The sequence below is a fragment of the Candidatus Omnitrophota bacterium genome (assembly GCA_028715415.1).
Classification (GTDB): domain Bacteria; phylum Omnitrophota; class Gorgyraeia; order Gygaellales; family Profunditerraquicolaceae; genus JAQURX01.
Genome location: JAQURX010000003.1, coordinates 22,824 through 47,651 on the forward strand (window position 1 = coordinate 22,824; position 24,828 = coordinate 47,651).

A 24,828-nucleotide genomic window follows, 5' to 3' on the forward strand; every position below is an offset into this window, starting at 1 on the left:
AAATGTCCCCACGGGGATTTGAACCCCGGCCGAGAGCTTGAAAAGCTCTTGTCCTGACCAGGCTAGACGATGGGGACGAAATTATTCTTCTTCCTCTGCAATTACAGGAGCAACACAAGACACCTTATCTTTATCCTGCAATTTAATTAAGCGCACTCCCTGCGCAGAGCGGCCGGTTTCCCGGATGTCTTTAACTGCGCAGCGCAAGAACATACCATTTTGGGTTATAACCATAAGCTCGTCATTATCGCTTACAGTTTTAAGATTTACTGCTTCGCCATTCTTCTCTGTTACTTTAATGTTTATAACCCCTTTGCCGCCTCTTGACGTAAGCCTGTATTCATCTACAGTTGTGCGTTTTGCAAAACCTAAAGAAGTGACAGTCAAAATCGCAGCATCCTTATGCGGTAAAACCATATCTATAACTTCATCTTTTTTAGCTAACGAAATCCCCCGGACACCCTTTGCTCCGCGCCCCATATCCCTAACTTTTGATTCGGGGAACCTAATCGCCTTGCCTTGCCGCGTACCGATCAAAAGTTCCTGGTTTCCATCGGTTAATTCAACACCGATTAATTCATCATCTTTCTCAAGGGTGATACCTATTATACCACCTTTTCGTGGATTGCTATATGCTTCAAGTTTTGTTTTTTTGATCAAACCTTGTTTTGTAACCATCACCAAATATTTTTCTGGAGAAAATTCTTTCACCGGAATTGTAGAGCTGATTTTCGCGCCCGCCTCCATCTGGATCAAATTAACTACTGCCTTACCTTTTGAAATCCTACTTGCCTGAGGGATCTCATAAACTTTTACCCAATGTACCTGTCCTTTTCCGGTAAAAACCAATAGAAAATCTTTGGTTGAAGCTACAAAAAGATGCTCTATAAAATCTTCTTCTTTAAGCTCGGCACCTGATGCGCCTCTGCCGCCGCGTTTTTGTTTGCGATACGCGCTAACTGGAAGCCTCTTTATATATCCCCCGTGGCTGATTGTAACAACCACGTCTTCTTCGGCAATCAAATCTTCCACTTCAAGTTCTTCTACTTCTGCGACGATATCCGTCCTTCTATCATCGCCGTATTTCTGTTTTAATTCCTCCAGCTCTTCTTTAATAATACCTTCTATCTTTTTCTCAGAAGCTAAAATCGCTCTGCATATTTCAATCTTTTTAAGTAGTTCTGCGTATTCTGCATCAATCTTATCGCGCTCAAGAGCAGTTAATCTTTGAAGTTGCATTTCAAGAATAGCCTGTGATTGGATTTCAGAAAGATCAAACTCTTTCATCAAGCGTTCTCTGGCCTGGTCGGTATTCTTAGAAGTTTTAATTACTTTAATGATCTGGTCAATGAATTTAAGGGCTATCTTTAACCCTTCCAGGATATGAGCTCTTTTTAATGCCTTATCCAATTCAAACTGCGTGCGGCGACGGATAATAACTTTGCGATGCGCAATATAACAATCAATAACCTGGCGCAGGTTTAAAACCTTTGGCCTATTTTCAACCAGGGCGAGCATTATAATGCCGAATGTAGTTTCTAATTGAGTATGCTTAAATAGCTGATTTAAAACTATCTGGGGCTCGGTGTCACGCTTAAGCTCAACAACGATGCGCATGCCATCTTTATCCGACTCATCACGTATATCTGAGATACCTTCAATCTTTTTATCATCTACGAGGGCAGCAATTGCTTCAATTAAAGATGATTTCTGAACCTGATAGGGAATTTCTGTTATTACAATCAGGCCTTTCCCGTTTTTCTGATGCTCAACTGTCGCCTTTGCACGAACCGTTAATTTTCCTCTTCCGGTATTATAAGCATCCTTAATCCCTTGTTTCCCACAGATTACTCCACCCGTCGGAAAATCAGGGCCTTTAACAAACTTCATCAAATCTTTTATCTGGGCATCCAGGTTGTCTAAAACATAAATAATTGCATCCGCCACCTCATTAAGATTATGCGGAGGGATATTTGTTGCCATACCAACGGCGATACCACTTGAGCCATTAACCAAAAGATTAGGAAGTGAAGCTGGTAACAAGAGCGGCTCTTTTAAAGAAGCGTCAAAGTTCGGCCCAAAGTTAACTGTTTCTTTATCAATATCTGCAAGCATGACATCGGAAATCGCGGCCAGGCGAGCTTCTGTGTAACGCATTGCTGCTGCAGAATCTCCGTCGACGGAACCAAAGTTTCCCTGTCCATCAACTAAGGGGTATCGTAGAGAAAAATCCTGAGCCATTCTTACCAACGTATCATAGACTGCAACGTCTCCATGCGGATGGTATTTACCTAAGACTTCTCCGACGATACGGGCGCACTTTTTGTATGGTTTGGAGTGGTCAAGGTTTAACTCCTGCATTGCATAAAGTATGCGCCGATGAACCGGCTTAAGCCCGTCACGCACATCGGGAAGCGCGCGGCCGACAATAACACTCATCGCATAGTTTAAATAGGAGTCCTTTACTTCTTCTTCAATATAAACTGGAATTATTTTTTCGTTTCGAGTATACATATTAAATGTCCAAATTCTTTACTTGATGTGCATAGTTTTCAATAAATTCTCTACGTGGCTCAACTTGATCACCCATCAAAACAGTAAACATTTTATCAGTTTCTACTGCATCCTCCAGGGTTACTTTTAAAATAGTGCGCTTTTCCGGATCCATGGTTGTATCCCACAGCTGATGCGGATTCATTTCTCCAAGACCCTTATATCTTTGAATATGCATTCCTTTGGAAGCAGTCTCTTTGATAAAAGCTAAGGCTTCTTTTAATGAAAAAATCTCCTTATCTTCCTTTTCATTTTCAATTTTATAAAAAGGCTTGTTTTTTTTCACTAACTCTTTAGCTGATGAAGCAGCAGGAATTATTTCGGCAGGGCTATAAGTAGAAATATCCAATCCTGCTTTCTCAATTTTCGTGATTAATTCCTCAACATCTTGTGACTCAAAGAGCTCTAATACATCGATGCTAGCATCTTTTCCCTCTTTCTCTGTAAGCTCCGCCAACTCTTTATCAGAATAGAGAAATTGGGTTTTTCCCTCCACTTTTACCCGGTAAATTGGCATTTTCTTGGTCTTTGGGTGCCTAAAAGTAAGGTATTTTGAAAATTCAACTCCCTTTTTATCAAGATTCCTTCCGAGCTTCTCAATCTCAACTAACAACTTCAAAAGATCTTTAAATTGAGTGTCGGTAAAGGTCGTCTTCTCTTTTAAGTTTACAAACTTATGTCCTTCCCTGCCCAGGTCTAACAACATATCATCCATCTGCTGCTCGGTCTGGATATACTCTTCGCGCTGCCCTCTCTTTATCTTATAAAGCGGAGGCTGTGCTATATAAACATACCCACCTTCAATTAATTTTGGCAGGTGGCGATAAAGCAATGTCAATAAAAGGGTCCTGATATGCGAACCGTCAACATCCGCATCTGCCATCAGAATCAACTTATGATATCGAAGTTTTGCTATATCAAATTCATCTCCTACTCCAGCTCCTAAAGCAGTAATAATTGTGCGAATTTCTTCATTGGATAATATCTTATCTAGACGAGCCTTTTCTACATTTAGAATCTTACCTTTTATCGGAAGTATTGCTTGGAATCTTCTATCTCTTCCCTGCTTTGCCGAACCGCCTGCGGAGTCTCCTTCAACTATATAAAGTTCACATAGGGCAGCATCGCGTTCTGAACAATCTGCTAATTTACCTGGGAGCCCGGCTCCTTCGAGCGCTCCTTTTCTACGAGTAAGTTCGCGTGCCTTGCGCGCAGCTTCTCTCGCGCGGGAAGCCACAATTACCTTATCAATAATTTTATTTGCAACAGAAGGATTTTCTTCAAAGTAAGATGCGATGGCATCCAAACTGGATGATGCAACAATCCCTTCAACTTCCGAATTTCCTAATTTTGTTTTTGTCTGCCCCTCAAACTGGGGATTGGGAACCTTGACACTAACAACAGCTGTCAGCCCTTCGCGTACATCATCTCCGGTAATAGACGTTTCATCGCCTTTAATTAAATTTTTTGATTTAGCGTATTGATTTATCGCACGGGTTAAAGCTGATTTAAAACCTGAAAGGTGCGTTCCTCCTTCAACGGTATTAATATTATTAGCAAAAGAAAACATCGTCTCCGCATAACCATCGTTATACTGAAGCGCTATTTCAATTTGAATATCATCCTGTTCTTTTTGAAAATATACAACTTTATTATGCAGAGGATTTTTATTTTTATTTAAGTATTCTACGAAAGAAACCACCCCTCCGGCAAATTCAAAAACCGCCTCTTTTTCGCTTCTCTCATCTCCGAGTTTTATTTTTAAACCCTTATTTAAAAATGCCAGCTCCCTTAATCTTTGCGACAAGATATCATAAGAATACTCGGAAACAGAAAAAATAGTTTTATCTGGCTTAAAAGTTACTTTTGTCCCGGTTGTACTGCTCTTTCCAATAACTGTTAATTTAGAAACAGTTTTACCGCGTTCATATCGCTGATGATAAACCTTGCCATCCCTTTTTACTTCTACCTCCAGCCAGTCTGAAAGCGCATTAACCACACTGACCCCTACACCATGGAGCCCGCCGGAAACCTTATAACTTCTATGGTCAAATTTTCCTCCAGCATGCAATGTTGTAAGTGCAACCTCAACAGCGGGTTTCTTCTCAGTCTTATGAATGTCTACAGGAATTCCGCGTCCATTATCTGCAACGCTTACACTATTATCATGATGAATTTCGACTTCTATATTATCGCAGTATCCGGCCAAACTCTCATCCACGCTATTATCAACTACTTCGTAAACCAAATGATGCAAGCCACGATTACCGGTATCCCCAATATACATTGCCGGCCTGCGGCGCACCGCTTCAATACCCTCTAAAACCTGGATACTGGTTGCGTCGTAAACTTTGCCCTTATCTGGCTTGGCTGGTTGTTCTTTTTCTTTTTTCACAATATCTCTCCAATACGAAAGCGCACATCTTTAACCACGCTTGATTCTTTATTTAGTTTAGCAATTAAAGCTTCTTTCTCTAAACTTAACTTATAAAGCCAGGTTGAGGAATCAACATTAATGTTTAAAACCCCTTTCCTGAAATAATTTACCTTTATATGCTCCAACTCTTTCTTTGTCAAGATTTTTTTTAACAAGACCCAATAATCATCCTGGCTATAAATTGATTTTTTTTCTTTAATACTTTTTAAAACACTGCTAATTGTCTCTCTTATTGCTTCCATTACTAACTAAGCCGCATTGGTAAAACTATGTAAACATATCCGTCGGTACGAACTACTCCGGGTTTTTCGGAATCGGTTAATTCCAACTCAACCTTTTCTGTTGAAAGGTTTTTCAAAACATCTATTAAATAGTTAGGGTTAAAACCAATCATTAACTCCCTGCCTTGATACTCAACCACCACCTCTTCCCTTGACTCGCCTACATCAGGAGTTGATTTTGAAACAACCAACTTGTTTTTAAAAACCTCTAATTTTACAGCCTGATAATCAGGCGTAGAAAGTAAAGATGCTCTTTTAGCAGCCAACAAAAATTCCGAACGGTCAATCTTCATCTTATTAGAAGAAACCGGAGGAACAACCTGTTTATAATCAGGAAATTCACCTTCAATTAAACGCGAAATAATAATCATGCCATTTAAATCAAACAAAACCTGATTTGTCCCCAATGTTAAAGATAGCTCCCCCGAATCTTTAAGATTACGATTTAACTCGTGGATAGTTTTTATTGGGATAATAATTGAAATATCTTTACCTGTATCTTGTTCAATCTTTTTATCTACTATCGCCAGCCGCTTACCATCGGTCGCAACTAAAGTGATATTGTTTTTGTTAACACGAAAAAGGATTCCGTTTAAAATATAACGAGATTCGTCAGATGAAACTGAAAATGCGGTTAATCGTAGCATTTCTTTCAAAACACCCTGATCAATCTTAATAACTTCCTTATCTTTAAACTCAGGCAGTTTTGGGAATTCTTCCTTAGCTAACCCCATAATCTTAAACTGGCACGATTCTGTTTCAATGATAATCAAATTATTTTTTTTAGTAGTAATAACTATATTTTCCCCTGGCAATTCTTTAATAATATCGCTAAATCTTTTAGCTGGAACGGTAATTGAACCTACTTCCAGGATATTAACAGGAATTACACAGCTTATACCTATGTCTAAATCTGTCGCAGTTAATCGTAAACTACTCTGTTGAGATTCAATTAAAATGTTTGATAATATAGGTAAATTTGCCTTTGTTGTTATAACATTTTGAACGGTTTGAATTGCGTTTAACAACACATTCTTTTCCACATTTAACTTCATTAAAAGCTCCTTCTATTATTATTTATTTAATAAAGAAATACATATAATATTAGTATTAATAGGCTTAGGATTCTGTTTAAAACTCTGTAATTGTTTCAACTACTTATATTTACAGAAATAATTACCTTTGGATTACCTTTGGATTTACTGCTTAATTACCTGCATAACTCTTTCTATCTTTTCTTTCAAGGTCCCATCTTTTGTAATTAACTCTTTAATTTTATTAAAAGAATGCAAAACTGTGGTATGGTCTTTTCCGCCAAAAAATCCTCCTATTTCCGGTAAAGACATATCGGTTAACTCCCTGCTTAAATACATCGCAATTTGCCTAGGCAGTACAATTGTTTTATTTCTTCTTTTAGTTTTTAATTCCTGTAAAGATATGCCGAATTCTTCCGAAACACAACGTTGAATAAAGTCTACGGTAATTAATTTTTTCGGTTCTTTTAATAAATCCTTTAAAACCTCTTTCGTTAAATCTAATGTTACAGGCTTTTCTTCTAATAAGGAATATGCGATTGTGCGAATCAAAGCCCCCTCTAGTTCCCGGATGTTTGTTTTGATAAGTTGGGCGATAAAAAATATAACATCGTCTGGGATAGAAACCGGCTCCCTTTCAACCTTTTTCTTTAGTATGGCAATCCTGGTTTCCAGATCCGGTGTTTGAATGTCAGTTGTTAACCCCCAGCCGAAACGGGAAACAAGCCTGTCTTGTAGGTTTGAGATTTCCTTAGGCGGCCTATCCGACGAGAAAATAATTTGTTTATGCGCGTCGTAAAGCGCGTTAAAAGTATGGAAAAATTCCTCCTGAGTGGATTCTTTTCCCGCGATAAAATGAATGTCATCAATTACCAGGACATCTACATTCCTATATTTTTGTCTAAAACTATTTGTAGAGTGGTGTTGTATAGCATCAATTAATTCGTTAGTGAATTTTTCACTTGAGATGTAGCAGATTTTTGGATTACCCGTTGAATTTTCTTTAATCCTATGGCAGATCGCTTGAATTAAATGAGTTTTTCCTAACCCCACGCCCCCGTAAATAAAAAATGGATTGTAGTTTTTAGCCGGTGCATCCGCAACTGCCAATGAATAAGCGTGCGCATGGCGGTTTGAAGAACCGATTACAAAGTTTTCAAATGTATAACGTGCATTTAGGTTGTTTGTGCTTCCAGTATCCTTAATCTTTACTTGGGCTGAAGGAGTATTTGCGCTAAGGGCGGGTTTTGCTTTGTTGGGGTCAACTTCCAATAAAATAGATGTTTTCCTGTCCGGGACGGTTTTAAGCAAAGCGTCTTCAATGGCTTCTTTATAATGGTTTTCTATCCAATCTTTAAAAAAAACATCCGGAGCTTCAAAGACCAAACACCCCTCTTCTTTTAATGAGGCTTTTAAGGGGGATATCCAGGTATTAAAAACAGTATCTCCGAGCCTGTCTTTTAATAAAGCCTTTGCTTCTTCCCAAATTTTCGGTGAATTTAGCATCAAATTACTCAAGGTTGCCTTTTATAAGTCTTTTGTTCGCGGCTTATTATAGGGATTTCTACAGAATTAACAGATTATTAACATCTTGAATAAATCTGTGGAAAACTCTTCGTGCAGAAATCTATAAAAACCAACAATTGTTTCTCTAATGCTATCCGGGCTTGTTTAGAAAAACAATTAAATAAAAACACAGCCAGGGAGTATTTTAGCAGAAACTAAAAAGCTTGCAAGTAAAATAGTTTAGTTTCAACTATTATATAGCAATTTTTACACTCGTCAACAAAAATAACGATTGGCTTGCTGCTACTCGGCGCCAGATTAGAAAAAAATTAGGATTTGTTTTAAAAAAATAGTATTGGTTAATCGGTTAAAATGTAAGCCTGTAATAATTGTGGATAACTCGGTGTAGTTGTTAACAGTTGTTGCAAAAAACACCGGCGGACAGGAAAGAAATCCGAAATTAACAGGGGTTGATGCTTAGCGGTAAAGTTAACTATAAATTTCCTTGACTGGTGGGTAATCCTGTGATAAGATTTCGCTCTCGGTAAAAATTTAATTAGAGACGAAAGTTAATGAGTTGACTTAATTTAAGAATATGTTATAATTACTTTTTAACTAATTTGGCTCTATTGGAGATGCCTGAATTATTGAATACATAAGGAGAAAAAATGAAGAAGAATCTTAATACGCCCTCAAATATCGTCGGAAAGAGAAAGCATGGTTTTCGCAATAGGATGGCCAAGAAATCCGGTAGAAAACTACTGGCTCGCAGACGGTTGAAGGGAAGAAAGAAACTCTCTATTTAATGCTGGTGGCACTTTCGCTTAAAATAATCGCTTTTTATCAGAGCTATATAAGGGTTTTTTTACCTTGTAGCTGTCGTTTTGTTCCGAGCTGTTCAGATTATGCTAAAGCAGCTATTTTAAAATATGGATTTATAAGAGGAGGGATTAAGGCTTGTAAAAGGCTTTTAGCTTGTCATCCATTTTCAGGCAGAGCCGGTTATGATCCGTTAGTTTAATTATTATGGAAAAACGCTCATTAATTGCAGTTGCATTGTCTATAGGGGTTTTAGTGTTGTGGTCAGTTTTGTTTCCTCAATCGCATCCTATTGCAAAAAAAGAAGTTATAGAAAAAACAGAGGCGAATTCTCCCGTTGCTTCTGGTACGATAAAGGCTCTTCCTGTAGAAAAACCAATTATAGCAGTTACTGATACCGCTGATGATATTAAAAGCCTGCCAACTTTTACTTATTCAAGAGAAGGTATGGATATTGTCTTTATTGAATCAAGGGCGGCTATAAAAGAGATTGATTTTAAGAATCACGAGAATTACAAATTCAATTTGGGAGAGGGATTTTTGAGCTCTGGTTCTAAGGAAAATTTTAAGTTATATTCTAAAGATGCTAATAAGGTTGTGTTTGTATTTTCCGACGGAATTAAAAAGATTTTTAAAGAGTTTATTTTTTCTAACACTAATAATAGCATAGAATTAGTAATAAATGTCCAAAATGTAAGTAGTAACAAAATCGAGTTAGAAAACTCGGTAATTTTAGGCAGATTGGACATTTCTCCTGTGGGCCATCAGCAGAGTTTCTTGGGAACGGTTTTGTCTTCTGAAGAAAAAACTCTTCATATCGGTCTTAATAAAGAAGTAACTCTTAATAATGCTACTTTTGTGGGGTTAAAAGAAAAATATTTCTGTGCAATAATTGAAAATAAAACAGAAAAATCTACCGGATTTGTGCGAAGATTTAACGGTAAAGTTTTTGATGTTGGACTAACTGGTAATGTTTTAAGCGTGTTACCCGGCAAACAAGTAAGTCAAAATTTTCAGATCTATTTGGGGCCGTTGGATTTACGAATAATTAATCAAACTAAGCCAAGTTGGGCAACAATAATCCATTATGGTACCTTTGATTTTATCGCCCAGATTTTGTTGCAAGCTTTGGAATTTTTCCATAAATTAGTTCATAATTGGGGCTTAGCTATTATTCTGCTTAGTTTGGCAGTATATTTACTACTTTATCCGCTTTCTATAAAGCAGATGAAGTCAATGAAAGAGATGCAGATTTTGCAACCAAAGATTGAAGCTTTACGTAAAACCTATAAAGATGATGCGCAAAAATTAAATAAAGAAATTATGGAGCTTTATAAGGAGCACAAGGTTAATCCTTTTGGAGGTTGTTTACCTTTGCTTTTGCAGATGCCGATTTTCTTTGCGCTTTATCAGGTTTTATTGCGCTCTTTTGCTTTAAAAGGCTCGAGCTTTCTCTGGATAAAAGATCTTTCAGAACCGGATCGTTTATATACGTTACAAAACGCGATTCCTTTAATGGGGAAAGATATTAATATTCTTCCTGTTATTATGGCTATAGGTATGTTTGTTCAGCAAAAACTTACCATGGCTAAATCAGGAGGAGAGGCTGCTGAGCAACAAAAAATTATGTTAATTGTGATGCCCATAATGTTCGGCGTCATTTTTTACAATATGCCTGCGGGGCTTGTGCTATATTGGTTTGTTAATAGTATTCTCATGCTTATTTCGCAATTACGCATGAATGCAACCAAATAATCCCATTATGAAAATTGAATTTGAAGGAAAAACCGTAGAAGATGCCATAAAGAAAGCTTTAAAGGAATTAAAATTACCTCGTAAGCAAGTTAAGATTGAGGTGCTTGCCGAGGAGGAAAAGGGTCTTTTTGGAATGGCTGGAGCTAAACCCGCAAAAGTCAGGATTAGTGTAATAAATAGCAAAAAAAGTGCTTGACTTAAATTGTAGTTTTTAGATAATAAAGCTTGTAGATATATAAGTTAAATAGAGTGGGGTTAAGTATGTAGATCAGTTCCGCGTGGAACCTGGATAATCCAATACTATGGGCAAAGTAATAGCAATTTGTAACCAAAAAGGTGGCACTGGTAAAACAACCTCAGCAATCAACATTTCTGCGTATTTGGCTTTGGCAAAAAAGAAAGTAATGTTGATAGATTTGGATCCTCAGGGAAATGCAACTAGCGGTTCAGGAATCAACAAACATAATATCCAAAAAAGCTCATATCATGTTCTTCTGGAAGAGCTAAATATTGAAGAAACTCTGCAACCTACTGCAATTAATGGGTTTCAGATAGCGCCGGCTAATCTTGATTTAACAGGTGCAGAAGTTGAGTTAGTCAGCGTCTTGGGCCGGGAATATAGATTAAAACGAGCATTAAGCAAGGCGAGAGAAGAGTATGATTTTATTATTATTGATTCACCACCTTCTTTAGGCTTATTGACAATAAATTCTCTAAGTGCTGCAGATTCTGTAATTGTTCCTGTTCAGTGTGAATATTATGCTCTTGAAGGCGTGACACAACTCGTTAATACGATTAATCTGGTAAAAGAGAATCTTAATCCAGCTTTGTTTATTGAAGGCGTTTTGCTTACAATGGCAGATTTTAGAACCAATCTGACAAAAGAAGTAGTAGAAGAAGTAAGGGCTCATTTTAAAGAAAGAGTTTATAAGACAGTTATTCCTAGGAATATCAGGCTTACTGAGGCACCAAGTTTTGGTAAGCCGATTGCTCTATATGACAAAGAGTCAATAGGCGCAAAGAAGTATGAAGAATTAGCTAATGAAATATTAGAAATCAGATTGGACAATTCCAGATTGGACAATTCCGAATCTAAAGAGCTGTTAGAGCAAAGAGAACCGGGAGAATAAAATGGAAAGAAGAGCATTAGGCAAAGGCATAAGCGCATTGATTCCAGAAAAAGAAAATGATTCTCGTGAGTCAATTGTTTTTTTAAAAGTAGATCAGGTAAAAGCCAATCCTTATCAGCCGCGAGAGGATTTTGATACTCAAAGCTTGGAAGAGCTAATGCAGTCAATAAAAGAAAAGGGAGTTATTCAGCCCATTCTCGTACGAAGAAAAGGTGACTATTATGAATTGATTGCTGGAGAGAGAAGATTGCGCGCAGTCACAGCATTAAATTTAGGGGAAGTTCCAGCGATTGTAAAAAATGTTGAAGACCAGGACTCTTTGGAATTATCTTTAATTGAGAATATCCAAAGGCAAGAACTTAATCCTATTGAAGAAGCAAAGGCGTATCAATATCTTATTGATAAATTTAACTTAACACAGGAAAGAGTCAGTGAAATTTTAGGGAAAGCAAGGGTTACAGTAACTAACACATTGCGGCTGTTGAGGTTACCGCAAGAGATTCAAGAAGACGTACGCAGAAACCGTATTTCTTTAGGCCATGGTAAAGCACTGCTTGAAATTGAAGATAATCATTTGCAAAGACGATTAGTAAACGAAGTTGTCACCAGAGGATTGTCAGTAAGAGAACTTGAAAATTTAATTAAGAATCAAAGGAGAGGAGGAGAAAAAAAGCGGGCGCTTAAAACAAATTCGGATCCTTTGATTGGCACAATTGAAGCAGAATTGCAACAGATCCTTGCGACGAAAGTCAGGATTAGTAAAAAAAGCAAGAGAGGCAATATTCAAATTGAGTTTTATTCACCAAGTGACTTGGAGAGAATTTTAAATAAAATCAGGGGAGGTATTACAACATGAGTCAAGCAGTCTTAATCCTTATTAAACCGGATGGATTGATAAAATCTTTAACCGGGAATATCTTAACAAGATTGTCTGAAACAAAACTTGAAATTGTTGCTGCAAAAATGGTGCGCGTTTCTCAGAAACTCGCCGAGGATCATTACCAGCATTTAAAAGATAAGCCATTTTTCGGAGAGTTGACGAAATATTTAAAAGGAGAGCTCCACGATCGAAAAAAAGTAATGGCTTTGGTTTATTGGGGCAGCGATGCAATTAAAAAATGCAGGGAATTAGCCGGAGCAACAAACCCCGAAGAAGCAGAGCCGACATCTATCCGCGGCTCCTACGGCCGTATTACCACAGCCGGCCTTTACGAAAACGTTATCCATGTGTCATCAAATCCGGATGAAGCAAAAAGAGAAATTCAATTATGGTTCTCGCCGGAAGAAATCATTGTTGATTTATATCCACATAAAGAAATTGTTTTAGAGAAAGTAAAAAAGCTTTCCTGGTTATAAACTAAGGAGAATTTGATGCTGCGAAGCATGACAGGTTTTGGTAGCAAAGAAGCGAAAGTCAATCCTTATGGAAAAATTTCTGTTGAGATTAGAAGCACGAACCATAAATTTTTAGAGACGATAGTGCATATGCCAGAAGGGTTTATGTCTCTGGAAGAAAAAGTAAAAAAGGAAATTGAAGGCAGATTAAAACGAGGTAGGGTTGTTTGTTCAATTAATATCTCGGGTTGTAAATCCAACAACGTTTTTATTAATACGCAGTTGTTGAATAAATACTCCAATGCTTTTAAGAAAATAAGAAAAGAGTTCAAGTTAAAAGACGATTTAAGCTTGGACACTGTGGTGCATCTTCCGGGTGTGTTAGCGCTTGAAGGCTGCTCGACGGATAAAGAGCTTGTTTGGGCAAGTTTAAAAGGCGTTGTTGCCCAAGCAATGAATAGCCTGCTTGCAATGAGTAAAAAAGAAGGGAATGCTTTAGAGAAGTGTTTAAAAACCCTTTCGCATAAATTAAAAAAAGAAATTGAAGCTATAGAAAACAGATTTTGCGTTGCCATCAAAAAAAAGTCAGCTGAGTTAAAAACCGATGAAGAAAGATCAAGTTTTTTGAACAACTCGGATATTACCGAGGAGTTGGAACGTTTGGCTTTTCACGTCGGTAATTTGACTAAGAAGCTTTCTAACACAGGGCCGGTTGGGAAAGAATTGGATTTTATTGCGCAGGAAATGCAGAGGGAAACTAATACTATTGGCGCCAAGACTTGCGATGCTTTGGTTTCGTCAAAAGTAGTTGAGGCAAAGAGCCTTATTGAGAAAATTCGTGAACAGGTGCAGAATATTGAATAGACGCGGCAAAATCTTCGTAATTTCAGGTCCTTCAGGTTCAGGAAAAACTACCCTTGCGGCGGGATTGTTTAAGGACAAGTTCTTAAGAAGAAAAATCATCCGTTCAATCTCATATACAACGAGGCCAAAGAGAACGCAAGAAAAGCATAGCAGGCATTACTTTTTTATAAGCGAGCCAGATTTTAAGCTTAAGTTAAAAGCTAAAAAAATTCTTGAATGGACCAAGTATTTGGGGTATTATTACGCAACGCCTAAAGAGTTTATAGAGAAGAAGTTAAAAGAATCTAAGGGTATTGTTTTGTGTTTGGATTTAAAAGGTGCTTTGAAAATCAAGAAGCTTTATCCGAAAGAGGCAGTTACTATTTTTATTGTGCCGCCATCCGTAGGCATTCTTAAAAAAAGAATTGCAGGCCGTTGCAGTAAAACCAGTGCCAAAGAGATTAGGGGAAGGTTAATGTTGGCACGCAAAGAGATGGCTTGTAAGCATAAATATGGCTATCGTGTTGTAAATAATGATTTAACAAAAGCATTGGATGAGCTAAAAGGGATTATTCATAAAGAAATTAGCAATAATAATTAAAGAGAGGATAAAATGGAATATGTTGCATTAGAAAAATTATTAAGCAAGAAAGAAGATTCAGTTTACAAGTTAGTTAATCTAGCTGCTCAGCGTGCTTTTGAAATTGCTGAAGGTAAACCGAGGCTCGTCGAGGTTAATCCGAATATGAAGCCTTCCACGGTTGCTTGTTTTGAAATCGCTGCGGGAAAAGTATATTGGAAGAAGTTACCACATTAAGCTTTGAAAAAATCTTATGGCAGCAAAAAAAGAAATTATCTTAGGAGTTACCGGCAGTATTGCAATATATAAGGCCTGTGAAATTGTCCGCCGGCTTAAAGAAAAGTCCTTTTCCGTAAACGTGGTTATGACTTCTTCTGCGCAAGAGTTAATTAGGCCGATTGTATTCTCAAGTCTTTCGGGAAATAAAGTTTGTAGCGGAATGTTTGATGCTCAAGAAACCTGGGAGATAGAGCATGTTTCTTTGGCTGATAAAGCAGATTTAGTTTTGATTGCCCCGGCAACCAATAATATTATCGGGAAAATTGCTTCCGGGATCTGCGATGATCTTTTGACTTGTGTGGTGAGTGCTACGAAAGCCCCGGTTTTAATTTGTCCTGCGATGAACGCAAATATGTTTAATAATAAAATTACGCAGGATAATATCAAGAAGTTAAAAAGTCATGGTTATAAGTTCGTTGAACCAAAGAAAGGTAAACTTGTGTGCGGTAAGGTTGGCGTTGGCTGTTTAGCAGAGATTGAGCAGATAATCCAAGCAGTAGAAAATTTGGCGACGTAGCCAAGTGGCAAGGCAGCTCTCTGCAAAAGAGCTATTCAGCGGTTCGAATCCGCTCGTCGCCTCCATACTTTAAATTAAATTTGGGCAAGTGGTGGAATGGCATACACGACAGACTTAAAATCTGTTGACCGCAAGGTTGTAAGGGTCCGACTCCCTTCTTGCCCATTAGTTTGCATTGACTCGTTAGATTGTGTGTATTGGTGCTCGGGCTCATAGCTCAGTCCCGCAAAAAACATGCGGGATTCCTCAGCCCCGCCGAAAGGCGCGTGGCTTCGTCATTGGTAAGAGGTGTTCGCTATGAGCAAAGTAGTGAAATGATTTGGGCTCATAGCTCAGTTGGTTAGAGCGTTGCGTTGACATCGCAAAGGTCTGAGGTTCAAGTCCTCATGGGCCCACCATTTTAAAGGAGAAGCTGATGGAAACTACATTTGATTTAGGGCCGGTAAAAAGCCTTATGGATGATCCTCAGGTTTCCGAAATAATGGTTAATGGCGCAGGGAAGATTTTTGCCGAAAAAAACGGGAAAAAATCCCTGACCGACGCAAGGTTTTCGTCGGAAGAAGAGCTGGTTGCTTTTGTTCAGAAAATTTACGAGAGATTTGGTAAGAGGGTAAGTAAATATGTTCCATACGCGGATGTTTGTATGGATGATGGCACGCGTATCAATGCAATTATTCCGCCGATGTCCAGATTTGGGACATCCTTGACATTTAGAAAATTCTCCAAAGACATAAGGATGCTGGAGGATTTAATTAGGAATGAAACCATCACTGAGAGGGCGGCCGAATTTTTAATCGCTTGTATCAAGGGAAAGGTGAATATTATTTTTTCCGGCGGCACCTCAACCGGAAAGACGACACTGCTGCAGATGCTTTCGCGTTATTTCGGAGAAGGCGAAAGAGTAATAACTATTGAAGATGCGGCAGAATTAAAATTAGACCAGGAGAACCTGATTTCATTGGAAACAAGAGTCCCCGATGAAACTGAAAAAGGGGAAGTTACGCTGCGCGATTTAATCCGCAACTCTCTTCGTATGTCTCCTGACAGGTTGGTCATCGGTGAAGTTAGAGGCGCAGAGGCAATTGATCTTTTACAGGCTATGGCAACCGGGCACAAAGGGGCAATAGGCGTTATCCATGGAAATTCTCCGAAAGATATCGTCTCTCGGCTTGAAACAATGGTGCTCATGTCGGGGATTCAGCTTCCTCTTTGGCAGGTAAGAAAAATTATTGCTTCAACTATAAATTTAATTGTGCATCACGAACGCCTTCAGGATGGAAGCCGTAAAGTAACTTATATTACTGAGGTGCGAGGTTTAGAGAAAGAAGAAGTCATATTAAACGATTTGTTCACGTTTAATTTGGAAAAAGTTGATGAGAATGGAAAAGTTATTGGTAAATTGAAACCTTCATTAAGATACTATCCTTTATTTTATCAGCGATTCCGAAAAATGGGATTGTTAGACGATAAGACGTTTGTAAGCGAGTAAAAAATTATGGATCTAGATATTTTAAGGCATTCTTGTTCGCATGTCATGGCTGAGGCGGTAAAATCAATCTGGCCTGAAGTAAAATTAGGTATCGGGCCTTCTATTGAAGATGGCTTCTATTATGATTTTGATAAAAAAGAGCCTTTCACCGACGCTGACCTTGCAGCGATTGAGAAAAAAATGCGCGAGATTATTTCTAAGGATGAGCCTTTTACGCGGGAAGAATTAAATAAGCAAGAGGCGGTAGATTTGTTTTCCAAATTAAAAGAAGATTACAAAATAGATTTGATAAAAAATCTTGCAGATGAAAAGGTTTCTATATATAAAACCGGGGTTAATTTTATTGATCTTTGCCGCGGCCCGCATGTTGAGTCAACGGGAAAATTAAAAGCCTTTAAATTATTATCAGTTGCCGGAGCCTACTGGCATGGGATAGAAACAAATCCAATGCTGCAGAGAATTTACGGGACTTGTTTTGAAACCCAAGGCGAGTTGGACAATCACCTTGCAAATCTTGAAGAAGCAAAACTAAGAGACCATAGAAAATTAGGGCCGGCTTTGGAACTTTTTGATATTTATCATGAAGAAGCAGGAGCCGGGCTTGTCTTTTATCATCCCAAGGGCGCAATCTTACGCAAGATTGTCGAGGATTATGAAAAAAATGAACATTTAAAGCGCGGCTACCAACTGGTAGTAACTCCGCATATTATGCAAGCTGAGCTTTGGAAAACAAGCGGGCACTATGATTATTACAAAGAGAATATGTATACGCTTAAGGTTGATGATAAAGAGTTTGTTTTAAAGCCGATGAATTGCCCGGGGCATATCCTGATATATAAATCAAAATTAAGAAGTTATAAAGATTTGCCGATAAGATTATTTGAATTGGGTACGGTTTACCGCCATGAAAAAGCAGGTGTGTTGCATGGCATGTTGCGAGTGCGCGGATTTACACAGGATGACGCCCACATCTTTTGTCTTCCCGAGCAAGTACGCGATGAAATCAAAAAAGTTATAGATTTTGTTTTTGATACGATGAAAGTCTTTGGTTTTAATGATGTCGGGATTGAATTAAGCACACGCCCGGAAAAATACATCGGTTCTCTTGAAGACTGGAAAATGGCGACAGATGCCTTGGAAGATTCCTTAAAAGACAAAGGCCTGAAATATGATATCAATGAGGGCGATGGCGCTTTTTACGGCCCCAAGATAGATATAAAATTAAAAGATGCCTTAAAAAGGTCATGGCAGTGCGCAACCATTCAGTGTGATTTTGCGCTTCCTAAGAGATTTAATCTGACATATATTGATGCGCAAGGAAAAGAACAGCAACCGATAATGCTGCATCGGGTTTTGTTGGGAAGTGTTGAGCGTTTTATCGGGGCTTTGGTTGAGCATTACAAGGGAGAATTTCCTTTATGGCTTGCACCTGTTCAAGTTTTAGTCGTCCCTGTTAAAGAATCGGCTTTTGAATACGCAACAAAAATCAAAAATGTATTAGAAGAAAATTCATTCCGGGTGGAAATCGACAGTCGTAATGAAACTCTTGATAAAAGGATTAGAAATGCCGAGCTAAACAAGATTCCTTATTGTTTAGTTGTGGGGGATCGCGAGGCTAAGGCAGAAAATGTGTCAGTGAGGAAAAAGGGCAAAGGGGATTTGGGTGTTATGCCTTTTGATAGTTTTGTAAAGCAAATTAAAGAAGAGGTTTCTTTAAAAAAGTAATTTAAATTTGGCCACAGTAATTTATAAACAATAAGAAGCACCTTGCCATATCGGATTGGCAAGTGTGCATTTCTATGCAAGGAGGTGGTTGCTATAAATAAGTATATCCGCATTAATGAAAGGATTCGCGTTCCGCAGGTCAGGCTTATCGGCCCTGATGGGAATCAATTTGGGGTAGTGATGATTCAAAGAGCCCTGGAGCTTGCTAATGAATATGAGTTAGATTTAGTTGAGGTGGCTCCCACTGCTAATCCTCCGGTCTGCCGCATCATTGATTTTAGCAAATTCAAGTATGACCAGGAGAAAAAAGAACGCGAGGCCAAGAAACATCAAAAACACGGCCGTCTAAAAGAAATCCGCCTTAAGCCCAATATTGATGAACATGATTTTGCAACTAAAGTAAAACAAGCAACAACTTTCTTGAAAAAAGGGGATAAGGTTAAGATAAATCTTTTTTTCCGCGGGCGCCAGATGGAACATTTGGACATAGGAAAAAAAGTTCTAGATAAATTTGTTAGTGATGCACAGGATGATGGGTTATTAGAAAAAGGCCCAATGCTTGAAGGAAGAGTTATGATGGTGGTAATCTCACCAAAATAATCTAAAATTACGGAGTAAAAAATGGCAAAACTAAAAACAAAAAAGGGAGTTGCTAAACGCTTTAAGTTAACAAAAAAAAGAAAAATCAAGTTTACACCGGGAGGTAAATCCCATCTTATGACCAGCAAGACTACAAAAAGGCTGCGCAGGATAAGGCGGGCAAAGGTGTTAAATGACAAAAAAGAAAAGAATCTAAAAAGGATGCTGCCTTACGGTTAATTAGAACCCCTGTTCCTATCTGATGGAACAGGGTGAGCTTGTGCTCAAAAGGAGAGTTAAGTAAAATGGCAAAAATTAAACATAGTGTTGCAACAAGAAAAAGAAAGAAGAAGGTATTAAAGCAGGCTAAAGGCTTTTGGCTTGACCGTAGTAAGCAATTCCAGCAAGCAAGGCGTGCTTTATTGCATGCGCTCAAATATTCTTATCGCGACAGGCGTGTAAAGAAAAGAGAATTCCGTGCTTTGTGGATTGCGCGTATTAATGCAGCCTGCAGGCTGGAAGGCATTTCTTACAGCGTCTTCATGAACGGCCTTAAAAAAGCAAAGATTGTACTAGACAGAAAAGTCCTTGCTGATTTGGCAGTTAAAGATGCAGCGGTATTTAAGAAATTAGTTGAGTTGGTTAAGGCGAAATAGTTACCGTGTCGTCACCGATGTAGCCGCCATTTAAATGGCGGCTACAATAATAAATAAATGCCTAATATTAATATTGAGGAAATTAAATCCGTTTTAGCGCAGGAAATCAAAGATTCCAATTCTGCGCAGGATTTAGAAGCATTGCGCATTAAATACCTCGGAAGAAAGGGAGTTGTTGCCCAATTGATGAGCCAGATTCCCGGCCTGCCGCAGGAAGAGCGCGTTTCTTTTGGCCAAACAGCCAACGCACTAAAGAATTTTGCCGCCTCGCTCATTGATGAAAAAAATAAATCAATAAATGCAAGCAATTCTGGAGCTACGGTAAGTTCATTTGATATTGGAATGCCTGGTATTGCGCAAGAATTGGGCCAGTTGCATCCCATTACTCAAATCATTGATGAGATCTGTAAAATTTTTACCCGGATGGGTTTTTCTATTGTAGAAGGCCCTGAGATTGAAACCGAGTATAATAATTTTACGGGCTTAAATATCCCGCTTGACCATCCCTCACGCGATGCATTTGATACTTTTTATCTCAAAGACACCCCACATTTATTGTTGCGCAGCCATACTTCGCCGGTCCAGATCCGCGCTATGAAAAAATATAAGCCGCCTTTGGCAATCGTTGTCCCGGGGAGAGTTTATCGTCCGGATGCCACAGATGCAAGCCACCTTTTCATGTTTAATCAAGTAGAGGGTTTTGTTGTTGATGAAAATATTACCTTTGCGGATTTAAAAGGGACTCTTGAAACTTTTGCAAAAGCGGTTTTTGGGGAAGATATTAAGATGCGCTTTAGGCCGCACTTTTTCCCTTTTACCGAGCCATCAGCAGAGGTGGATATCTCTTGTGTAATCTGCAAAGGGAAAGGTTGTTCGTCTTGCGGGAGAAAAGGATGGCTTGAGATTTTGGGCAGCGGCATGATTCACCCCAATGTATTTAAGCACGTTGGGTATGACCCGAAAAAATATACAGGTTTTGCTTTTGGCATGGGGATAGAAAGAATCGCAATGCTAAAATATGGGATAAAAGATATAAGATTGTTTTGTGAAAACGACCTAAGATTTTTGAAGCAATTTTAAATTATGAAATTTACTTACAGTTGGTTAAAAGATTTTGTAGAAGTTAAGATTCCCGCCCGTTCTTTGGCTGATAAGCTTACTATGGCAGGGCTCGAGGTAACTTCATTAGAAGAGAAAGACGGAGATTTTGTTTTTGAGATTGAGATTACTTCAAATCGTCCTGACTGGCTAAGCGTTGTAGGTATTGCCAGAGAAGTAGCGGCGATAACTGGAAGTAAAATAAAAGTTTCAAGTTGCAAGTTTCAAGTGTCAAGCCGAAAGCCGTCAAAAAATACCGGAATAGAAATTAAAATAGAAGACAAGAAGGATTGTTCTCTCTATACAGCTAAAATAATTAGAGATGTTTTGGTTGGGCCGTCTCCTGAATGGCTTAAGAAAAGATTGGAGCTTATCGGTTGCCGCAGTATCAATAATGTAGTAGACATCACAAATTATGTATTGTTTACTTTTGGCGAGCCGCTACACGCTTTTGATCTCGATAAATTAAATACCGATTCAATAAACATAAGAAGGGCAAGGGCCGGAGAAAAGATTACTACTATAGATGAAAAGGAAAGAATCCTTGATGAGGGCGTTTTGGTTATCGCTGATAAAACTAAGCCGGTGGCTATCGCAGGTGTCATGGGTGGAAAAGATACAGAAGTTACAGAGTTAACAAAGAATATCTTATTAGAAGCAGCAATATTTAATCCGGTTGTAATAAGAAGGGCAAGGCAGAAATTTGGCATTCAAACAGATTCTTCGTATCGTTTTGAAAGAGGCATTGATGCCAGGGTTGCCATAGAAGCTTCTTGGCAGGCTTTGGGTTTAATTGAGAGCCTGGCTTGCGGAAAATTATCCGGTGAGAAATCAATAGGAACAGTAAGGGATTCTAAGAAAATTATCAGCCTTAATTTGTTATCAATAAATAAAATTTTAGGCAAGGCAGTGCCCTGCGCAAAAATAAAAAACAGTTTACAGCATTTAGGTTTCAAGGTAGCAACTAAGTCAAAAGATAAATTTACAGTTACAATCCCTTCATTTAGGCAGGATGTTTCAGGAGAGATTGATTTGATTGAAGAGGTTGCGCGTATAACAGGTTATGAATCTCTTCCTGTCAGCCTTCCATCTGTTAGGCATAAGCTAAACATTGAAAACACAAAGGATTTAGCTTCTCAGATAAAAAATTTACTTATCGGTTTAGGCCTTAGCGAGGTTATAACTTATAGTCTTATAGATAGGCTTTCTCTGGATGGATTCAATTTAAATTTTTCCTCTCCAGTTGAAGTGCAAAATCCTTTAAGTAAAGAGCAGGAGGTTTTAAGGCCGACGCTTATTCCTTCCCTTAGCAAATGCGTAGCTTATAACTTAAATCAAAAACAGAGCCTTGTGAACATATTTGAAATCGCCAAAGTTTTTCTTAAAAGACAAAATTCTCTTCCGATTGAAGAGTTGGTCTTAAGTATTGCTTTATGCGGCCAAAAATCAGCGCTTTTAGAGAACGGATTGGTAAAGGATGAGATGACCCCTTTGCATTTAAAAGGGATTTTAGAAAATGTTTTTAAGTCTCTGGGGATAACTAAATATAGTTTTGATTCCATAAATGCATTTTGCGTATCGGTGCGCGTAGGAGATGATGTGGTAGGAATGCTGGCGAAGTTGCAAAAAAGCACTTTAAATATGCTGGATATAAAGAATAGAGATTTAATCGTGTCTGAGATAAACTTAGAAAAGGTTTTAAAACACGCAAATTTAAAAAAACAATTTACCCCGCTTTCTTTTTACCCGGCGATCTTAAGAGACATAAGCCTTTTACTTAAGGAAGATATCAAGATTGATGATGTGTATAGCATAGTCAGAGAAAATGCGGGTAATTTGCTAAACCAGGTTAAAGTGGTGGATTTTTATAAAGGTAAGCAGATTCCTGCGGGTTTCAAAAGTTTGACTATTTCTTGTCAATATCGTTTGGAAGAACGAACTTTAACTGAAGCAGAAGTTGATCCGAAGCACGCTGTGGTTTTAAGTGCGCTCACAGAGAAGTTAGGCGCAAAAATCCGTTAGGTTTCCCGCGCATCTTTAGGGGAGAGTTGAATTCGGTTTTGACATGTGTTATACTTCATTTGTAAGAAGAGGTTTTATAGATTCCCTGCGGTGCGCGTTGGAAGCTTGATAATTGTTGAACCAACACCAATTAAAAGGGTACCTGCATTTTAAGTCGCTGTTAGCGTCTTAAAGAGGGTGCCCACCTGAAACCAAAACGGTTCAGACTATCATTCTAACGGCACATTGCGGGGATTTTTTTTCTCCGCCTTTGGCGGAGAAAAAAATCCCGAGCCGCTGTTATGAACTTTCACCGGCTCGGGATATCGTATACTACTTATGGACCTCTTTATCCAAGAAAATAGACCAGCCTTAAAAGACCTCCCTCTTGCTGTCCGTATGCGTCCGCAAACTCTTGATGCATTTGTAGGACAAGAGCACATTATCGGAGAAGGAAAACTTTTACGCCGCGCGATTGACGCCGACCGTTTAAGCTCCGTAGTTTTATTTGGCCCTCCCGGAGTCGGCAAGACTTCACTTGCTTTTTGCATTGCGAACACCACAAAGGCATATTACGTCTCAATAAACGCAACAACTTCAAATGTTGAAGAATTACGCCGCATCATTACGCAAGCCAAACAAAGAAAATCAGGAAATGGCCCAAAAACAATTCTTTTTATTGATGAAATTCATAGGTTTAATAAAGCCCAGCAGGATGTTTTGCTTCCTGATGTGGAAGACGGGAATCCTATTTTAATCGGTGCTACTGTGCACAATCCGTTTTTTTCTATGGCCTCAGCTCTTTTATCCCGTTCTCTCGTATGTGAATTAAAATCATTAGGAGAAAATGACATCTTAAAAATTCTTAACAATGCTTTAGAAGATAAAGAAAAGGGGTTAGGGAATTTTAAAATTAAAGCGGATAAAAAAGCGCTTGTTCATTTAGCTAAAACCTCTGAAGGGGATGCAAGAAGGGCTTTAAGTGCTTTAGAAATTGGCTGTTTGACTAGTGCCAAATCAAAAGAGGGAGTAGTTAATTTTGATTTAGGGGTTGCGCAGGAATCAATCCAGAAAAAAGCAGTTATTTATGATAGAGATGAGGATGGGCATTATGATACTGCTTCTGCATTTATCAAATCTATGCGAGGGTCTGACCCCGACGCTGCTTTATATTGGCTAGCCAAAATGCTTTATGCCGGAGAAGATCCGCGTTTTGTTGCACGGCGCATATGTATTTTAGCTGCTGAGGATGTCGGAAATGCCGATCCCTTAGCGCTTGTTTTGGCAAATGCTGCGTATCAAATTGCGGAGTTTGTTGGAATGCCAGAGGCAAAGATTCCTCTATCACAAGCATGTATCTATGTTTCTTGTGCGCCAAAATCAAACGCAAGTTATTTAGCAATCGCCAAAGCCTATAAAGATATTGAGGAAGAAAAGGTCCAGGAAGTTCCGGATCATCTTAAAGATGCCCAATATGCAGGTGCTAAAGATTTAGGCCATGGTGAAGGCTATAAGTACGCCCACGATTTCCCGGGGCATTATGTAAAGCAAAAATACACGCGGAAAAAAGTTATATATTATGAGCCGACAGATATCGGGTTTGAGGCGAAGATTAAACAGCGCATGGAAAAATTAAAAAAGGAGAGATAAAATGAATAAGGGATTAAAATTATTTTTGTGTTTAGGTTTGTTATTTTCTCTGACAGGCTGCCAAAATGCTAAAACAAGAGCTCCGGAGGGAGCAGTAATTGGTGGGCTTCTAGGAGCTGCTGCCGGAGGGATTATCGGGCATCAAAGCCATAGCGGTGCAGAGGGGGCTGCGATTGGCGCTGCCGCAGGAGCAATTACAGGAGCAATTGTCGGGGCGCAAATAAATAAGCCTCAGCCAGCACAAACTACTCCTAGTGGACAAATAGCCCAAGCTAACAATCCAAATCAAATGCCTATTGATCAAGTAATAAATTTAAGTAAACAAGGTGCTCATGAAAGTGTCATTATTGACAAGATTAGATTGTCAAATTCAAAATATACGTTAAGCGCAACAGATATTGATAATTTGAAAAAGCAGGGAGTGAGCCAAAAAGTAATTGATGAAATGCAAAAGCCATAATAATAGGTAAATAAAAATATGAGTTTAATCTTTCAGGTTTTAATAGTTGGCGGAGCGGGTATGGTGGTGTATGCGATATTTGGCATATTAAGCGCGCCTAC

Annotated in this window: 25 protein-coding genes, 4 tRNA genes and 1 other RNA gene; 24 read left to right on the forward strand and 6 right to left on the reverse strand. The window is 38.6% G+C overall.

All coding sequences use genetic code 11. From position 1 onward, the window contains the following. Positions 1 to 3 precede the first annotated feature (3 nt). From PHO70_01255 to dnaA, 6 genes are all read right to left on the reverse strand, one after another. Positions 4 to 77, reverse strand: a tRNA-Glu gene (locus PHO70_01255). Between the two features lie 4 nt (positions 78 to 81). Beyond that, positions 82 to 2,514: a DNA gyrase subunit A gene (gene gyrA / locus PHO70_01260; GenBank protein MDD5431604.1), complete on the reverse strand. Its 2,433-nt coding sequence runs from the start codon at positions 2,512 to 2,514 to the stop codon at positions 82 to 84. Between the two features lies 1 nt (position 2,515). Further along, on the reverse strand, positions 2,516 to 4,948 hold the full coding sequence (gene gyrB / locus PHO70_01265; GenBank protein ID MDD5431605.1) for a DNA topoisomerase (ATP-hydrolyzing) subunit B: 2,433 nt from the start codon (positions 4,946 to 4,948) through the stop codon (positions 2,516 to 2,518). Further along, entirely contained in the window at positions 4,945 to 5,232 is a 288-nt protein-coding gene (locus tag PHO70_01270; protein MDD5431606.1) for a DciA family protein, read from the reverse strand. Before PHO70_01270 ends, gyrB begins: the two co-directional genes overlap by 4 nt. Before the next feature lie 2 nt (positions 5,233 to 5,234). Then, positions 5,235 to 6,326: a DNA polymerase III subunit beta gene (dnaN, locus tag PHO70_01275; protein ID MDD5431607.1), complete on the reverse strand. Its 1,092-nt coding sequence runs from the start codon at positions 6,324 to 6,326 to the stop codon at positions 5,235 to 5,237. 144 nt (positions 6,327 to 6,470) lie between these two features. Next, positions 6,471 to 7,811 carry a chromosomal replication initiator protein DnaA gene (gene dnaA / locus PHO70_01280; protein MDD5431608.1) on the reverse strand — a complete coding sequence of 447 codons (1,341 nt, stop codon included), beginning with the start codon at positions 7,809 to 7,811 and terminating at the stop codon, positions 6,471 to 6,473. Between the two features lie 668 nt (positions 7,812 to 8,479). Between dnaA and rpmH the strand changes: the two genes are divergently transcribed. From rpmH to PHO70_01400, 24 genes are all read left to right on the forward strand, one after another. Next, complete coding sequence (rpmH, locus tag PHO70_01285; protein ID MDD5431609.1) at positions 8,480 to 8,617, forward strand: 50S ribosomal protein L34; 138 nt, start codon at positions 8,480 to 8,482, stop codon at positions 8,615 to 8,617. Continuing rightward, positions 8,617 to 8,832 carry a membrane protein insertion efficiency factor YidD gene (yidD, locus tag PHO70_01290; protein MDD5431610.1) on the forward strand — a complete coding sequence of 72 codons (216 nt, stop codon included), beginning with the start codon at positions 8,617 to 8,619 and terminating at the stop codon, positions 8,830 to 8,832. Before rpmH ends, yidD begins: the two co-directional genes overlap by 1 nt. A 5-nt stretch (positions 8,833 to 8,837) precedes the next feature. Further along, the gene (gene yidC / locus PHO70_01295) at positions 8,838 to 10,385 is read left to right on the forward strand and encodes a membrane protein insertase YidC (GenBank protein MDD5431611.1); all 1,548 of its coding nucleotides are present in this window, start codon (positions 8,838 to 8,840) and stop codon (positions 10,383 to 10,385) included. A gap of 7 nt (positions 10,386 to 10,392) precedes the next feature. Beyond that, complete coding sequence (locus tag PHO70_01300; protein MDD5431612.1) at positions 10,393 to 10,581, forward strand: Jag N-terminal domain-containing protein; 189 nt, start codon at positions 10,393 to 10,395, stop codon at positions 10,579 to 10,581. Between the two features lie 106 nt (positions 10,582 to 10,687). Next, the gene (locus PHO70_01305) at positions 10,688 to 11,515 is read left to right on the forward strand and encodes an AAA family ATPase (protein MDD5431613.1); all 828 of its coding nucleotides are present in this window, start codon (positions 10,688 to 10,690) and stop codon (positions 11,513 to 11,515) included. A gap of 1 nt (position 11,516) precedes the next feature. Next, positions 11,517 to 12,371: a ParB/RepB/Spo0J family partition protein gene (locus PHO70_01310; GenBank protein MDD5431614.1), complete on the forward strand. Its 855-nt coding sequence runs from the start codon at positions 11,517 to 11,519 to the stop codon at positions 12,369 to 12,371. Continuing rightward, positions 12,368 to 12,871 carry a nucleoside-diphosphate kinase gene (locus PHO70_01315; protein ID MDD5431615.1) on the forward strand — a complete coding sequence of 168 codons (504 nt, stop codon included), beginning with the start codon at positions 12,368 to 12,370 and terminating at the stop codon, positions 12,869 to 12,871. The genes PHO70_01310 and PHO70_01315 overlap by 4 nt, the downstream gene beginning before the upstream one ends. Positions 12,872 to 12,886: 15 nt before the next feature. Next, on the forward strand, positions 12,887 to 13,714 hold the full coding sequence (locus PHO70_01320) for a YicC family protein (protein ID MDD5431616.1): 828 nt from the start codon (positions 12,887 to 12,889) through the stop codon (positions 13,712 to 13,714). Then, complete coding sequence (gene gmk / locus PHO70_01325) at positions 13,707 to 14,294, forward strand: guanylate kinase (protein MDD5431617.1); 588 nt, start codon at positions 13,707 to 13,709, stop codon at positions 14,292 to 14,294. The genes PHO70_01320 and gmk overlap by 8 nt, the downstream gene beginning before the upstream one ends. 12 nt (positions 14,295 to 14,306) lie before the next feature. Next, a complete protein-coding gene (gene rpoZ, locus PHO70_01330; GenBank protein ID MDD5431618.1) occupies positions 14,307 to 14,510 on the forward strand; it encodes a DNA-directed RNA polymerase subunit omega in 204 nt (67 codons plus the stop codon). Between the two features lie 16 nt (positions 14,511 to 14,526). Continuing rightward, positions 14,527 to 15,069, forward strand: a complete 543-nt coding sequence (locus tag PHO70_01335) for a flavoprotein (GenBank protein MDD5431619.1) — start codon at positions 14,527 to 14,529, stop codon at positions 15,067 to 15,069. Next, positions 15,060 to 15,134 (forward strand) — tRNA-Cys (locus PHO70_01340). Before PHO70_01335 ends, PHO70_01340 begins: the two co-directional genes overlap by 10 nt. Before the next feature lie 17 nt (positions 15,135 to 15,151). Beyond that, positions 15,152 to 15,234: transfer RNA gene (locus tag PHO70_01345), tRNA-Leu, on the forward strand. 156 nt (positions 15,235 to 15,390) lie between these two features. Then, positions 15,391 to 15,467: transfer RNA gene (locus tag PHO70_01350), tRNA-Val, on the forward strand. A gap of 17 nt (positions 15,468 to 15,484) precedes the next feature. Further along, the gene (locus PHO70_01355; protein ID MDD5431620.1) at positions 15,485 to 16,558 is read left to right on the forward strand and encodes an ATPase, T2SS/T4P/T4SS family; all 1,074 of its coding nucleotides are present in this window, start codon (positions 15,485 to 15,487) and stop codon (positions 16,556 to 16,558) included. 6 nt (positions 16,559 to 16,564) lie between these two features. Then, positions 16,565 to 18,283 (forward strand): threonine--tRNA ligase, encoded by a 1,719-nt coding sequence (gene thrS, locus PHO70_01360; GenBank protein MDD5431621.1) that lies wholly within the window; start codon positions 16,565 to 16,567, stop codon positions 18,281 to 18,283. 84 nt (positions 18,284 to 18,367) lie between these two features. Next, positions 18,368 to 18,883 carry a translation initiation factor IF-3 gene (gene infC, locus PHO70_01365; protein ID MDD5431622.1) on the forward strand — a complete coding sequence of 172 codons (516 nt, stop codon included), beginning with the start codon at positions 18,368 to 18,370 and terminating at the stop codon, positions 18,881 to 18,883. Between the two features lie 21 nt (positions 18,884 to 18,904). After that, positions 18,905 to 19,102: a 50S ribosomal protein L35 gene (gene rpmI / locus PHO70_01370; GenBank protein ID MDD5431623.1), complete on the forward strand. Its 198-nt coding sequence runs from the start codon at positions 18,905 to 18,907 to the stop codon at positions 19,100 to 19,102. Between the two features lie 65 nt (positions 19,103 to 19,167). Further along, positions 19,168 to 19,518, forward strand: coding sequence for a 50S ribosomal protein L20 (gene rplT, locus PHO70_01375; protein MDD5431624.1), 351 nt, complete (start codon positions 19,168 to 19,170; stop codon positions 19,516 to 19,518). Between the two features lie 57 nt (positions 19,519 to 19,575). Further along, a complete protein-coding gene (gene pheS / locus PHO70_01380; protein ID MDD5431625.1) occupies positions 19,576 to 20,598 on the forward strand; it encodes a phenylalanine--tRNA ligase subunit alpha in 1,023 nt (340 codons plus the stop codon). A 3-nt stretch (positions 20,599 to 20,601) separates the two neighbouring features. Next, complete coding sequence (gene pheT / locus PHO70_01385) at positions 20,602 to 22,638, forward strand: phenylalanine--tRNA ligase subunit beta (protein MDD5431626.1); 2,037 nt, start codon at positions 20,602 to 20,604, stop codon at positions 22,636 to 22,638. A gap of 79 nt (positions 22,639 to 22,717) precedes the next feature. Continuing rightward, positions 22,718 to 22,876, forward strand: a non-coding RNA gene (gene ssrS, locus PHO70_01390) — 6S RNA. Between the two features lie 80 nt (positions 22,877 to 22,956). Further along, positions 22,957 to 24,267 (forward strand): replication-associated recombination protein A, encoded by a 1,311-nt coding sequence (locus PHO70_01395; protein MDD5431627.1) that lies wholly within the window; start codon positions 22,957 to 22,959, stop codon positions 24,265 to 24,267. Between the two features lies 1 nt (position 24,268). Next, the gene (locus tag PHO70_01400; GenBank protein ID MDD5431628.1) at positions 24,269 to 24,727 is read left to right on the forward strand and encodes a YMGG-like glycine zipper-containing protein; all 459 of its coding nucleotides are present in this window, start codon (positions 24,269 to 24,271) and stop codon (positions 24,725 to 24,727) included. Positions 24,728 to 24,828 lie beyond the last annotated feature (101 nt).